Here is a 13,598-nt window from a genome sequence, read left to right as displayed (position 1 = left end):
CGTTTGCACGTCGCACGGCCTGGATGTTTTTCCGGGCGCCCCTTCGGGATGAATTTACCTCAATCCCGGCGTGAATAATTCAGTTTCGATCTTTGCTTCCGACTGAAAAACATGGACTCTGAAACAGGAGGCAATGTGATGCGGACAGGCGGACAGGTTTTGATCGACATGCTGCGGGTCAACGGTGTTGAGGCCATTTTCGGTGTCCCCGGTGAAAGTTACCTAGCGGCCCTGGATGCGCTGCATGATTGCTCGAACACACTAAAGTACTACACGACACGGCAAGAGGGCGGCGCGGCCTTCATGGCGGCGGCGTATTCGGACGCCACAGGCAAGCCCGGGGTCTGTTTCGTGACACGGGGCCCCGGGGTGACCAATGCCTCCATCGGGGTGCATACTGCGCAACAGGGCTCGACTCCGCTGATCCTGCTGATCGGTCAGATCCCGCGCACTCATCGCGACAAGGAGGCGTTTCAGGAGGTCGATTACCGTCGGTTTCTGGGCCATATGGTGAAATGGGTGGCCGAAATCGACGATCCCGCCCGCATCCCGGAATATGTGAACCGCGCCTTTCGCACCGCCCTTTCGGGACGGCCCGGCCCGGTGGCGCTGGCCCTGCCCGAGGATATGCTGGCCGAACTGACCGACGCCGCAGATCTGCCAAAGGTCAAACTGACCCCTCCCGCACCCACACCGGCCGATCTGGAACAGGTGTCCGCGCTTCTGGCCGAAGCCGAGCGCCCGCTGCTGCTGTTAGGCGGCACCTGCTGGACCGAAGAGGGGCATGCAGCCGCGATCCGCTTTGTCGAAGACCACGGGCTTCCGGTTGCCGTAGGGTTCCGCCGCCAGGGTCTGTTTCCGCATGACCACCCCAATTTTATCGGGAATCTGGGTTTTGGCGGCAATCCGATGCCAAATGAATACGCGACATCTGCTGATCTGGTGATCGCACTGGGCGCGCGCCTGAATGACGGGACCACACTGAAATTCAGCCTCATCCAATCGCCCCAACCGGATTGCAAGCTTGTGCACATCCTGCCGGGCCCCGAGGATCTGGGACGGCTCTATCAGGCCGACCTGCCCATTCTGGCCGACCCGAACGAAGCTGCAAAATCCCTGGCCTTGCTGCCGGTCGCAAAACGCCACTCGCCTGCCCGCGCGCGTGCCGATTACCAGGCGATGCGGGCCCTGCCTGTCCAACGCGGCCCGGTCGACATGGCCGAAGTGATGTGCGTGCTGAACTCCACTTTGCCTCGGGAAACTACGATGACCACCGGTGCGGGCAACGCGGCCGACTGGCCCAACATCCATTTCGACTACCGTCAGTTTCTGGGCGCTCTGGCCCCGATTTCCGGCGCGATGGGAATGGGCGTTCCGGCGGCGGTCGCCGCCAAGGTGGCGCGCCCCTATGCACCGGCCGTCTACGTCGCCGGGGATGGTGATTTTCTGATGAACGGGCAAGAGTTGGCGACGGCAATTCAATATGGGCTCGATCCTATATTCATCATCGTTGACAACGGCATGTACGGCACCATTCGCACCAATCAGGAGCGAAAGCATCCCGGGCGTATTTCGGGCACTTCACTGACAAACCCCGATTTCGCGGTCGTCGCGCAAGGCTATGGCGCACATGGCGAGCGGGTTGAGACGACCGCCGATTTCGCACCCGCGCTGGAACGCGCAATGGCATCCGGCAAAGCCGCCGTCATCCATATTCTTGTTGGCCCCGACAGTCTTGGCCCCAATCTGACCCTGACCGATCTGGCGGAGGCATCATGATGCTGTCCCGACTGGTCGACGCGCTGCCCGCATCACCGATCATCGGTGTCTTCAACAAAGCCTTCGAAATGCGGCAGGCCGGGGCCGATCTGATCGACTTTTCCGTGGGCGAACCGGATTTCGACACACCCGCCCATATTTGCGAGGCCGGGATTGCCGCCATTCGGGCGGGCGACACCCGGTACACCCCGACCGACGGAAACGGAGCCGTCAAGGCGGCCGTGATCGAAAAGTTCCGCCGCGACAACAACCTGACCTTCTCGGCAAAAGAAATCATCGTCTGTTCAGGCGCGAAGCCGTTGCTGGCAACCGCCATTCGGGCGGTCCTGAACCCAGGGGACGAGATGATCCTGCCTGTGCCACTCTGGGCCTCTCACTTGGGTATGGTGCAGGCCGTGGGCGGAACGCCGGTTTTGGTCGACACTGCAGACAGCTGCTTCAAACTGACGCCCGAAGTTTTTGAAACGGCAATCACACCCCGGACGCGGCTGATGATGATCTGCTCACCCTCCAATCCGACCGGAGCCGTGTATTCGGCCACCGAGTTGGAGGCGCTGGCCGTGGTCCTCAGACGCCATCCGCAGGTCAATGTGATCTCGGACGATCTGTACGAACACATCATTTTCGATGGCGCAGAATTCGCGACACTGGCTGCTGTCGCGCCGGACCTGCAGCAGCGGATACTGACAGTGAACGGCGTGTCGAAATCCTACGCCATGACGGGCTGGCGCATCGGGTTTGCCGGTGGGCCCGAATGGTGGACCAACGGAATTCGCAGCCTGTTCAGCCAGACCAATGGCGGTCCGTGCTCGATCAGTCAGGCGGCGACGGTGGCGGCTCTGACCGGGCCGCAAGAATTCCTGAAAGACTGGTGCGCCATCTACCGGAAGCGCCGCGATCAGGCTTTGACCGGGATGGCCGAAATCGAAGGGCTGCAAACACAGAGCCCCGGCGGCGCGTTCTACTTGATGCCCGATTGCGGCGGACTGCTTGGACGCCGGACGCCCATGGGTAAGATACTGACCAGCTCGACCGAACTGGCGGCCTATTTTCTGGAACATGGGGTCGTCGTGGTCCCCGGGCCCGGATTTTCATGTGATCCGTTCTTTCGTATGTCAATCGCAACGTCTGAAAACAACATATCGGAAGGTTTGAAGCGTATGAAATCCGCCGTGGGCTTGCTGAGCTGATGGGACACAAATTCGACCAGTTCGCCGCCAATCTGCGTTATGATGATCTGCCCGAAGCAGTCCTGTGGACGCTGCGCCGGTCCTTCGTCGACACGATCGGCGTGGCGGCCGTGGGCGTGACCACCGAAATGTCGGGTGTCGCACGCCGCGTTGCACCGATGATATTCGGGGTGGGCACATCCGGTTCGGCGAGGATTCTGATGGATGGCCGCTCGGTCAGCCCTGTCGGGGCCGCGATGGCCGGCGCATTCACCGTGGACAGCATCGACGCCCATGACGGCACCACCCCTTGCAAAGGTCATGCGGGTTCAGCCGTGTTCCCGGCGATGATCGCAATGGCACAGGCCAGCGGCAATCAGATCGACGGCAGGCGCTTTGCCGAAATCCTCGCCACCGCATACGAAGTCTCCTACCGTGCCGGGTTGGTGCAACACGCAACCTGCGCTGATTATCACACCTCGGGGGCGTGGACCGCCGTTGGGGTCGCCGCCGCCGGAGTCAAATTGCTGGGTGGTAACGCGGAACAGATCCGGCAGGCCGCGGGGATCGGGGAATACCATGGCCCCCGCAGCCAGATGATGCGCTGCATCGACCATCCCACCATGGTTCGCGATGGCGTCGGTTGGGGCGCGCCCTCGGGGGTGACGGCGGCTTACCTGGCAATGGAAGGGTTCACCGGTGCCCCGGCGCTGACCTGCGAGGGCGAAGACGGCGCGGAATTCTGGGCCGATCTGGGCATCGGCTGGCGGCTGGTCGACCATACGCATTACAAGGCCTATCCATGCTGCCGCTGGGCCCATCCCTCGCTCGATTCCGTACACGACATGATGCAGAAACACGGCTTCACCCACGAACAGGTGGACAGCGTCGAAATCCGCACCTTCCACTATGCAACACGGCTGGCCGGCCACGAACCGCAAACTCAGGATGAGTTCGCCTATGCAATCGCCTTTCCCGTCGCCGCGATGCTCGTGCGCGGTCAGGTGGGCGTCGACGAATTGAGCGCCGAAGCCCTACGCGACCCCGATATCATGCGCGTAAGCCGCACCATCAAGCTGATAGATGATCCGGAAATGACCCGCATCAGTACCGACAAACGCTGGGCGCAGGTGACAATCATCCTCAGGAACGGCCAGCAGATTGTGGATGAGCCCCGCACACCGCGCGGTGACGCGGACATGGCACTCAGCGACGACCAGATCACCCAAAAGTTCCGCATGCTCGCCGCTCCGGTTCTTGGGGAATCCCGAGCCGAAGAAATCCGCGACCTGTCCGCGCAGTTCGATCAACTGGCGGCACAAGACCTGCGGCATCTGTTCGATCTGTGCACGGCTCCCGTATAAGGGGACAGGGCTGGGAGCAGCGTATCATTTGTTCTAGGGTCCGCACGTTGGCCCTTAACCGGATGATCAGATGTCACGCAAGATACCGCCATTTGCCGCCATTCGCGCGTTCGAAGCCGTCGTACGGCTGGGGCGCAACGTCGAGGCCGCGCGCGAGCTCAATATCACTGCCTCGGGCGTGAGCCATCAGATCCGGTCACTCGAAACCTTTGTCGGCGCGACCCTATTGAAGCGCGGAGCACATCAGAGCGTCGAACTGACAGACGAAGGGAAAGCGCTGTTCGGCCCCTTGCGCCAAGCCCTGGACACGCTTGATGCCGCCTTCGCCGAATATACCGGCGACAAGAGCGAGCAAACCGTGTCGGTCCATATGTACCAGTCACTGGCCAACATGTGGCTGATCCCGAACCTGCCCAATCTGCGCGAGGCAGCGCCGAACGTGACCGTCAAAATCATCACCATGCCCGAGGAAATCATCCTTGCAGGTAGTGACATCGACATGGCGATCGTCTTTGCCGACAAACCCCCGCAAGACGCACGCTGCGTCAAGCTGTTCGATGAGATCATCCAGCCGGTTTGCGCCCCCCAATATCTGGAGGCCAGAGGCAGCATTCCACTGCCCGAAGAGATGCAGTCCGAGCCGCTGATCAGCAGCCACCACCACGCGAATGAATGGAGCCGGTGGTTTTCGGCAGCCGGTCTGAGCGAGATTTCGTGGAAACCGGTCGCCGAGATGGACAATCGCTCGAACGCACTGCAGGCCGCAAAAAGCGGGCTGGGCTGGGCCATGGACCGCCGCCCCTTTGGTGAGGAAAGCCGGCGCAAGGGCCAGTTGGTTGCGCCCCTTGATCTGAGCCTTCCGACCGGCAATGCCTACTACCTGGTGACCTCGTACCGCGCCGACGGGTCGCGTGCGGTCACTCAGTTCCGCAACTGGCTGCTGCGCATTTGCGCCAGAGAATTCCTGCTCAGGTAAGTAGTTCTGTTTCGCGCTTAAATGAATTCATTGATGGGAAATGCATCTGTGCGTGTTGTTCCGGAAACCTGAGGCATCGGCATTAGAAGGCTGGTCTCTTCCAAAACCTGTTTCAACGAGGCTAAACCCGTATTCTTCGACTGCCAGACAATGCCTGAGGGCGACCGCGGTCAATAGGTTGTGCGCATCTGATAGCCTTGATGGAATGTCATACGCACGAACGTGACGGGTTCGTTCTGAAACCATGTCGTGCGTTCCAGCTGGAACAGCGGTGTTCCGGACGGGACGGACAAAAAGTCCTGCAACGGGCCTGTGGCGGGGACGGCCGAGAATGCGATTTCCGCATTTGAAAATGGCACTTCAGCCAGCAGCCATTCGTTGGGGCCAACGGACAGGAAATCTTCGTTCGAAACATGGGGCACGGCGTCGATATTGATCCAACGCTCTTCGAACTGGAAAGGGCGGTTGTCGGCGTGGTGCATACAGGACAGATGAAGGACCTGCGCCGCCTCGGGCAGGCCCAACTTGGCCTGCAGCCACGCCGGGCAGGCAATGACAGTTCGGCTGACAAGCGCATAACGGTATTCGGCATTCATCTCTTCGATGGTCTGACGAACCACGGTGATGGGCAGTTTTGCCTGTTTGACCGGCATGGTGACCACGCGGGTGCCGCCCTTGCGTTTACGGGTGACGATCCCCTGATCTGCCAGTTCGCGCAGGGCCCGGTTGACCGTTGCGCGGGCGCAGCCGAACTCAGCCGCCAGCTCCAGCTCGGTCGGCAGCAGGCTGCCCTGCGGCCAGACACGCGTCTGGATGCGGTTCAGCACTTCATCGCGGATCGCCTGAAAGCCTATGTTTTTCTGCTCGGTCAAGTTCTGCTCACTATATCATTTTGCTCATATTCATATTATGTCCAGAATAATGACAACATGCAAAGAAATTGACCCGCATGCGTATCAGGCTTGAGGAGACGGCAGCCGCCCCCTGGGCCAATGGCGGCGGCGTGACCCGTGAACTGGCCGTCCAGCGGATCAAAAATCAACTCGCCTGGCGCATAAGCGTTGCCGAGATCGGCCGTGACGGGCCATTCTCACGCTTTCCGGGTCTGGCGCGGGTGCACACGATCATCGACGGGGCCGGGCTGAACTTGCAAGGCTCGACAGATATCTATAAGGCCCGGCCGTTCAAGCCGCTATTTTTCGATGGGGCGCTGCCGCTGAATGCGCGGCTGCTGGACGGGCCGTGCCAGGCATTCAATGTGATTTACGATCCGCAGGCTACCACGGCCAGCGTGGATGTTCATATAGGTGCACAACCTTTCGATGTGGCACCGTTTGGATTCGTCTTTGTTGCCAAGGGTATGGCTGCCACGTCAGTTGGCGCTCAGTTGATCGCGGGAGAGGCGGAATGGCCGGATGACGCCTTAACCGTCACTCCGGCCCTTGATGCCATAGTCCTGTCTGTCCGATTTGCACAGGTTCGCGCCTAGAGACCAGACAGAAGCCCGGCCATGGCGGCCCGGTAACCGGAGATGATCTGGTCCCGTGCCACGTGGCGGCCATTCTGCACACGATGGCGACCAGCAGACCACAGGTCGGTCACCACATGGTCCTTTGCGGCAAAGACTAGCCCGTCCAGAAGCTGGTCCGGGCGCAAGGCACACAAGGCTGGGTTTTGCCCGTCCAGTGCCACGAGGTCGGCGAGCTTGCCCTCGGCAATCTGCCCCGCATCGCGGCCAAGCGCCTGCGCGCCACCCTCTGCCGCGCCGCAATAAAGCGTCCGCCCGACCGAGCCCTCGCCCACGACTAGCACATTGCGCGACAAATCGCGCAGACGCTGGGAATACTCCAGTGTGCGCAACTCTTCAGTCAGGGATATCAAAACGTTGGAATCCGAACCCACGCCAAAGGCGCCGTTTGCAATTAGGTAAGTAGGGCCGTTAAAGGGACCATCGCCCAGATTGGCCTCGGTCACGGGGCAGAGGCCCGCAACGGCACCGCTGCCAGCCATGGCGCAGGTCTCGGCCTCAGTCATATGCGTGGCGTGGATCAGGCACCAGTTGGCATCGACCGGCGCATTGTCCAGCAGCCATTCAACCGGGCGCGCACCCAGACCCGCCTGCACTTCAGCCACCTCCTTCGGTTGTTCGGCGATGTGAATGTGGATCGGGCCAGCGCCCTGCGCGGCGATAACCTGCGCCAAATCTGCTGGCGAGGTGGCACGCAGGGAATGCGGTGCGATGCCGACCCGGCAGTCATCTGGCAGATCACCAAGCGCGCCACGGGCTTGCTCCACCAATTTGCAGAAACGGTCCACATCGTTGCCAAAGCGGCGCTGGCCACTCTCCAGCGGCTTTTCCCCGACGCCCGCATAGGAATAGAGCACCGGCAGATGCGTCAGTCCAATCCCGGTCTCGGCGGCAGCGGCCATGATCCGGTCCGACAGCTCGGCAAGGCGGTCATAAGGCGTCCCGTCCAGCTGGTGATGCAGATAGTGGAATTCGCCGACCGCGGCATATCCGGCCTCCTGCATCTCAAGATAAACCAACGCCGCGATGGCCTGAACCTGTTCGGGGCTGAGATGGCCGGTAAAGCGATACATCAAATCGCGCCAGGTCCAGAAACTGTCGCGACCGGCCAGACGATACTCGGTCATCCCGGCCATGGCGCGCTGGAAGGCGTGACTGTGCAGGTTCGACAAGGCAGGCAGCAGAATGTCGACGCGGGTATCTTCATCACACGCCGCGGAATCCGGGGTCAGGCGCGCAATCCGCCCGCTTTCGACCTCAAGCCGCAGGTTCTCTGCCCAGCCAGTGGGCAGCAGGGCGCGATTTGCGAATATAGCTGTCATGTGTGTCTCCGCTTTATGGATAGACATATGACATAAAGACCTGTACCAGAAAAGAGAGAATTGCCGGGGAGAGGGATTCGAATGCAGGCCCGCGATCATCTGTTCACCGATCTGCACGCAGCGACGATGGTGGAAGCTGCCAATGCCTATGGTCTGATCGAGGATGCCGCGATTGCGGCTGTGGATGGTCGCATCGCCTGGGTCGGTCCGCAGATCGAACTGCCCGCTGAATTTGCAGCGCTGCCCCGGACCTCGTTCGAGGGCCGACTGGTGACACCTGCATTTATTGACTGTCATACACATGTGGTCTTTGGCGGCCACCGCGCGGTCGAGTTCGAGATGCGGCTGAACGGCGCCAGCTATGAAGAAGTGGCGCGTGCAGGCGGCGGCATCATCTCGACCGTGAAGGCGACGCGTTCAGCCAGTTTCGAGGATTTGGTCACGCAGGCGCTGCCACGGGTGGATGCGATGCTGGCCGAAGGTGTTTCGGTGATCGAGGTCAAATCCGGCTACGGGCTGGATAAAGAAACCGAATTGAACATGCTGCGCGCGGCAAGGGCGCTGCCACGACATCGCCCTGTCCGGGTCGTGACCAGCTTTCTGGGCGCCCATGCAGTTCCGGTTGAATATCAGGACCGCCCCGAAGCCTATATCACCGAAGTCTGCATTCCGACCCTGCGTGCCGCCCATGCGGAAGGGTTGGTGGACGCGGTGGATGCCTTCTGCGAAGGGATTGCGTTCCTGCCCGAGCAACTGGTGCCATTGTTCGATGTGGCCACAGAATTGGGACTGCCGATCAAATGCCATACCGAACAGTTGTCCAATCTGGGCGGCACGAAACTTGCCGCATCCTACGGGGCGATCTCAGCCGATCACATTGAATATCTGGACGAGGACGGCGTTCAGGCCATGGCGGCTGCCGGCACGGTCGGCGTCATCTTGCCCGGTGCCTTCTACACCCTGCGCGAAACACAAGCCCCGCCAATCGACCTGCTGCGCAAGCACAAGGTACCGATGGCGCTGGCCACTGATTGCAATCCGGGTTCTGCGCCGATGACCTCGCTTTTGCTGGCGATGAACATGGGTTGCACCCTGTTCCGGATGACGCCCGAAGAGGCGCTGCAAGGTGTCACCACCCATGCGGCACGCGCGCTGCGCCTGGACGATTGCGGCCGTATCGCCCCCGGTTTGCGCGCCGATCTTGCCGTCTGGAATGCAACGCACCCGGCTGAACTGGCCTATCGCATCGGCTTCAACCCGCTTCATTCCCGCATACTCGGAGAACTCAATTGACCACCCTGACACTCACCCCCGGCTCTGTGTCTCTGGCGCAACTGGAACAGGTATACCGGGAAGAATGCGCGGTTCGGCTGGACCCGGCCTGCCGCCCCGGCATTGAAGCTGCCCATGCGCGCATTGCCGATGCGGCAACAGGTGATGCGGCAGTTTACGGGGTCAATACCGGGTTTGGAAAACTAGCCAGCGTCAAGATCGCGGCCGAAGATACGGCGACCCTGCAGCGCAACCTGATCCTGTCCCATTGCTGTGGGGTGGGGCCGGCCATTCCGCGCGCCCATGCGCGGCTGATGATGGCGCTGAAACTGCTTAGCCTCGGGCGCGGTGCATCCGGTGTGCGGCTGGAACTGATCGACCTGATTGAGGCGATGCTGGACAAGGGCGTGACCCCGGTGATCCCAGCGCAGGGGTCCGTGGGCGCGTCAGGTGATCTTGCGCCCTTGTCGCATATGGCAGCGGTGATGATGGGCGCAGGCGAGGCCGAGTTTGGCGGCACCGTGATGCCGGGCGACCAAGCACTGGCCGCAGCCGGTCTGACCCCGGTCGAACTTGGCCCCAAAGAAGGTCTGGCCCTGATCAACGGAACCCAGTTTTCGACCGCGTTTGCTTTGGCAGGTCTGTTTGGTGCGTGGCAGGCCGCTCAAAGCGCGCTGGTGACATCGGCGCTGACCACCGACGCGATTATGGGGTCAACCGCGCCATTGCAGCCCGAGATTCACACATTGCGTGGCCATCGCGGCCAGATTGAGGCCGGAGCCACCATGCGCGCATTGCTGGCCGGATCGGTGATCCGCGACAGTCATCGCGAGGGCGACACGCGGGTGCAGGACCCTTATTGCATCCGCTGCCAGCCGCAGGTCGTGGGTGCCGCGATGGACGTCCTGCGACAGACCGCCACGACGCTCGAGATCGAGGCCAATGCCGCGACCGACAACCCGCTGGTGCTGGCCGACGCGGCGCTCATCGTCTCGGGTGGCAATTTCCATGCTGAACCCGTGGGGTTTGCCGCCGATATGATCGCGCTGGCGATTGCGGAAATCGGGGCCATTGCGCAGCGCCGTATTGCCCTGATCGTGGATCCGGTGCTCAGCTTTGACCTGCCGCCTTTCCTGACCCCCAATCCAGGGCTGAACTCGGGGCTTATGATTGCCGAAGTCACCACCGCCGCCCTGATGAGCGAGAACAAGCATCTGGCCAACCCCTGCGTGACAGACTCGACCCCGACCTCGGCCAATCAGGAGGATCACGTGTCCATGGCCGCTCATGGTGCACGACGTCTGGGGCAGATGGTGACCAATCTGGAACGCATTCTGGGGGTCGAACTGCTTTGTGCCACGCAAGGGATCGAGTTCCGCGCGCCGCTGCCCACCAGTGAAACCCTGCAGGGCGTGATGGCGCGTCTGCGCGCGGTGGTTCCTCCCCTTGGCGATGACCGCTATACCGCCCCGGATATCGAAGCCGCCTGGGTTCTGATTGCCAGTGGTGAGATTGCCAATGGCACAGAGATTGAAATGCCCAGGCTTGGCGCATGACCCATCCGGTGGAAATCATCCGGGGCGACAGCCCCCTTGTGCTTGGGTTGCCCCATACGGGCACCTACGTGCCGCCTGACATCAAGGCCAGGCTGAACGACCGCGGCCGGGAACTGGCCGATACGGACTGGCATATTGACCGACTTTACGACGGGCTTCTTCCGGGGGCCACCACGGTGCGGGCCACATTCCACCGTTATGTGATTGATGCCAACCGTGATCCGTCGGGCGTGTCTCTCTACCCCGGGCAGAACACCACGACGCTGGTGCCGCTGACGGATTTTGACGGACATGACATCTGGGACCAGCCACCTTCCGAGGCAGAGATCACCGAGTGCCGCGAAACGTTCCATGCGCCGTATCACGCAGCGCTCGAGGCCGAGCTGGCGCGGGTGAAGGCGATCCATGGAATTGCGGTTCTGTATGACTGTCATTCGATCCGCAGCCACATTCCATTCCTGTTTGACGGTGTCCTGCCGGACATGAATCTGGGTACCAATGGCGGGACAACCTGCGCGCCCCAGATCGAGGCCATTGCCCATGAATTTGCCGCCTCGTCCCCCTACAGCACCGTATTGAACGGGCGGTTCAAAGGCGGGTGGACAACCCGGCACTACGGCCGCCTCGACGAAGGCCTGCACGCCATTCAGATGGAACTGGCCCAATCCACCTACCTGACCACAGAATGCCCGCCCTGGTCCTATGGCGACCGCAAGGCCACCCGCCTGCGCCGCTGGCTTTCCGACATTCTGGACGCCATCAAAGACACTGCACTGGAGCTTGCCCCATGACCGACCCCCGCAAGAACACCCGCGATATCTTTCCGCCAACCGGCCCTGAGCTGACCGCCAAAAGCTGGATGACCGAAGCCCCCCTGCGGATGATGATGAACAACCTGCACCCGGACGTTGCTGAAAACCCGCATGAACTGGTGGTCTATGGCGGCATCGGTCGCGCCGCGCGGACGTGGAAAGATTTTGACACCATCGTCGCCAGCCTCAAGGATCTGGAAGAGGATGAAACGCTGGTGGTGCAGTCCGGCAAGCCGGTGGCCATCGTGCGCACCCATGCCGATGCTCCACGTGTGCTGATCGCCAACTCGAACCTTGTTCCGCACTGGGCCAACTGGGATCACTTCAACGAGCTCGATAAGAAGGGCCTGATGATGTACGGCCAGATGACCGCCGGCTCGTGGATCTATATCGGAACGCAGGGCATTGTTCAGGGCACTTACGAAACCTTCGCCGAGGCCGGACGTCAGCATTATGGCGGCGATCTGAAAGGCAAGTGGATCCTGACCGGCGGTTTGGGCGGCATGGGTGGCGCACAGCCTCTGGCCGCCGTCTTTGCCGGGGCCTGCTGTCTGGCGGTCGAGTGCAATCCCGACAGCATCGATTTCCGCCTGCGCACCAAATACCTGGACGAAAAGGCCGAGACGCTGGACGAGGCGCTTGAGATGATCGACCGCTGGACCAAAGCGGGCGAGGCGAAATCCGTCGGCCTCCTCGGCAATGCCGCCGAAATTTTCCCCGAAATCTATGCCCGGATGCAGGCCGGTGGCATGCGTCCCGATATCGTCACCGATCAGACTTCGGCGCATGACCCGGTCAACGGTTATCTGCCCCTGGGCTGGACCATGGCACAGTGGAAAGACAAGCGCGAAAGCGATCCCAAGGCGGTGGAAAAAGCGGCACGGGCCTCGATGAAACAACACGTGGCCGCCATGGTCGATTTCTGGAACGCAGGCGTTCCGACACTGGATTATGGCAACAACATTCGGCAGGTGGCACAGGATGAGGGTTTGGAAAACGCCTTTGCCTTCCCCGGATTTGTCCCGGCCTATATCCGTCCGCTGTTCTGCCGTGGTATTGGCCCGTTCCGCTGGTGTGCGCTGTCGGGCGACCCCGAGGATATCTACAAGACCGACGCCAAGATGAAAGAATTGTTCCCCGAGAACACCCATCTGCACAACTGGCTCGACATGGCGCAGGAACGTATCGCCTTCCAGGGCCTGCCCGCGCGCATTTGTTGGATCGGTCTGGGCGACCGTCACCGCGCCGGGCTGGCGTTCAACGAAATGGTCAGGAACGGCGAGTTGAAAGCACCTGTCGTCATTGGTCGCGACCATCTGGACAGCGGTTCGGTCGCATCACCCAACCGCGAGACGGAGGCAATGCTGGATGGCTCGGACGCCGTCAGTGACTGGCCGCTGCTGAACGCGCTGGTCAATACTGCCTCAGGCGCCACATGGGTGTCGCTGCATCACGGTGGCGGGGTCGGAATGGGGTTCAGCCAGCACGCAGGCGTCGTGATTTGCGCCGACGGCACGGATGCGGCCGCCAAACGGCTTGAGCGTGTCCTGTGGAACGACCCGGCCTCGGGAGTCTGGCGGCACGCGGACGCCGGCTATGACATCGCAAAAGACTGCGCCCGCGAACATGGCCTGCGCTTGCCCGGCATCCTGGGGTAAATGTAAGTGGCGGAGGGGTTGCCCCTCCGCATCTCTACTGAAGATTGCGATTGCCACGGAAGCCCGCAAGGCCTAGGCCTTGCGACACCTGATTTCAGGTTCGAACGCCGTGGTGATCGCGCGCTCCCTTATCTTGTGCGACCCGATACTAACGGATATTCC

General features: G+C 61.4%; 11 protein-coding genes. 9 read left to right on the top strand and 2 right to left on the bottom strand.

All coding sequences use genetic code 11. The annotated features are described in order from the left end of the window. Window positions 1-138: 138 nt before the first annotated feature. The 4 genes from ACR0CG_RS10100 to ACR0CG_RS10085 all read left to right on the top strand — a co-directional run bounded on the left by ACR0CG_RS10100 (window position 139) and on the right by ACR0CG_RS10085 (window position 5,288). Window positions 139-1,779, top strand: a complete 1,641-nt coding sequence (locus ACR0CG_RS10100; RefSeq protein WP_480524537.1) for a thiamine pyrophosphate-dependent enzyme — start codon at window positions 139-141, stop codon at window positions 1,777-1,779. Then, window positions 1,776-2,969: a pyridoxal phosphate-dependent aminotransferase gene (locus ACR0CG_RS10095; protein WP_480524536.1), complete on the top strand. Its 1,194-nt coding sequence runs from the start codon at window positions 1,776-1,778 to the stop codon at window positions 2,967-2,969. The genes ACR0CG_RS10100 and ACR0CG_RS10095 overlap by 4 nt, the downstream gene beginning before the upstream one ends. Next, entirely contained in the window at window positions 2,969-4,312 is a 1,344-nt protein-coding gene (locus ACR0CG_RS10090; protein WP_480524534.1) for an MmgE/PrpD family protein, read from the top strand. Before ACR0CG_RS10095 ends, ACR0CG_RS10090 begins: the two co-directional genes overlap by 1 nt. 70 nt (window positions 4,313-4,382) lie before the next feature. Further along, entirely contained in the window at window positions 4,383-5,288 is a 906-nt protein-coding gene (locus ACR0CG_RS10085) for a LysR substrate-binding domain-containing protein (protein WP_480524532.1), read from the top strand. Window positions 5,289-5,458: 170 nt separating this feature from the next. Here ACR0CG_RS10085 and ACR0CG_RS10080 read toward each other — a convergent pair whose 3' ends face one another. Further along, entirely contained in the window at window positions 5,459-6,160 is a 702-nt protein-coding gene (locus tag ACR0CG_RS10080; protein ID WP_480524529.1) for a GntR family transcriptional regulator, read from the bottom strand. 77 nt (window positions 6,161-6,237) lie between these two features. On the opposite strand from ACR0CG_RS10080, the gene ACR0CG_RS10075 reads away from it, so the two are divergent. Then, window positions 6,238-6,777 carry a HutD/Ves family protein gene (locus ACR0CG_RS10075; RefSeq protein WP_480524527.1) on the top strand — a complete coding sequence of 180 codons (540 nt, stop codon included), beginning with the start codon at window positions 6,238-6,240 and terminating at the stop codon, window positions 6,775-6,777. Here ACR0CG_RS10075 and ACR0CG_RS10070 read toward each other — a convergent pair. Next, window positions 6,774-8,138 (bottom strand): formimidoylglutamate deiminase, encoded by a 1,365-nt coding sequence (locus ACR0CG_RS10070; RefSeq protein WP_480524525.1) that lies wholly within the window; start codon window positions 8,136-8,138, stop codon window positions 6,774-6,776. The two genes, ACR0CG_RS10075 and ACR0CG_RS10070, sit on opposite strands and share 4 nt — an antisense overlap. An 81-nt stretch (window positions 8,139-8,219) precedes the next feature. Here ACR0CG_RS10070 and hutI point away from each other — a divergent pair, with 81 nt between their 5' ends. Genes hutI through hutU form a run of 4 tightly spaced genes read left to right on the top strand, consistent with a single transcriptional unit; the run spans window position 8,220 to window position 13,436 of the window. Next, complete coding sequence (gene hutI / locus ACR0CG_RS10065) at window positions 8,220-9,431, top strand: imidazolonepropionase (RefSeq protein ID WP_480524523.1); 1,212 nt, start codon at window positions 8,220-8,222, stop codon at window positions 9,429-9,431. Further along, window positions 9,428-10,966 carry a histidine ammonia-lyase gene (gene hutH, locus ACR0CG_RS10060; RefSeq protein WP_480524521.1) on the top strand — a complete coding sequence of 513 codons (1,539 nt, stop codon included), beginning with the start codon at window positions 9,428-9,430 and terminating at the stop codon, window positions 10,964-10,966. Before hutI ends, hutH begins: the two co-directional genes overlap by 4 nt. Then, window positions 10,963-11,757 carry an N-formylglutamate deformylase gene (gene hutG / locus ACR0CG_RS10055; protein WP_480524519.1) on the top strand — a complete coding sequence of 265 codons (795 nt, stop codon included), beginning with the start codon at window positions 10,963-10,965 and terminating at the stop codon, window positions 11,755-11,757. Before hutH ends, hutG begins: the two co-directional genes overlap by 4 nt. Continuing rightward, window positions 11,754-13,436 (top strand): urocanate hydratase, encoded by a 1,683-nt coding sequence (gene hutU / locus ACR0CG_RS10050; protein WP_480524517.1) that lies wholly within the window; start codon window positions 11,754-11,756, stop codon window positions 13,434-13,436. Before hutG ends, hutU begins: the two co-directional genes overlap by 4 nt. Window positions 13,437-13,598: the final 162 nt, after the last annotated feature.

It is taken from the genome of Ruegeria sp. AB8, from assembly GCF_056542605.1.
This window is presented reverse-complemented; position numbering and strand designations above follow the sequence as displayed.

Excerpts from the sequence above, each read along its gene's own strand:
- ACR0CG_RS10100 (WP_480524537.1), top strand. The coding sequence starts at position 139 with ATGCGGACAGGCGGACAGGTTTTGATCGACATGCTGCGGGTCAACGGT.
- ACR0CG_RS10095 (WP_480524536.1), top strand. The coding sequence starts at position 1,776 with ATGATGCTGTCCCGACTGGTCGACGCGCTGCCCGCATCACCGATCATC.
- ACR0CG_RS10090 (WP_480524534.1), top strand. The coding sequence starts at position 2,969 with ATGGGACACAAATTCGACCAGTTCGCCGCCAATCTGCGTTATGATGAT.
- ACR0CG_RS10085 (WP_480524532.1), top strand. The coding sequence starts at position 4,383 with ATGTCACGCAAGATACCGCCATTTGCCGCCATTCGCGCGTTCGAAGCC.
- ACR0CG_RS10075 (WP_480524527.1), top strand. The coding sequence starts at position 6,238 with ATGCGTATCAGGCTTGAGGAGACGGCAGCCGCCCCCTGGGCCAATGGC.
- ACR0CG_RS10070 (WP_480524525.1), bottom strand. The coding sequence starts at position 8,138 with ATGACAGCTATATTCGCAAATCGCGCCCTGCTGCCCACTGGCTGGGCA.
- hutI (WP_480524523.1), top strand. The coding sequence starts at position 8,220 with ATGCAGGCCCGCGATCATCTGTTCACCGATCTGCACGCAGCGACGATG.
- hutG (WP_480524519.1), top strand. The coding sequence starts at position 10,963 with ATGACCCATCCGGTGGAAATCATCCGGGGCGACAGCCCCCTTGTGCTT.
- hutU (WP_480524517.1), top strand. The coding sequence starts at position 11,754 with ATGACCGACCCCCGCAAGAACACCCGCGATATCTTTCCGCCAACCGGC.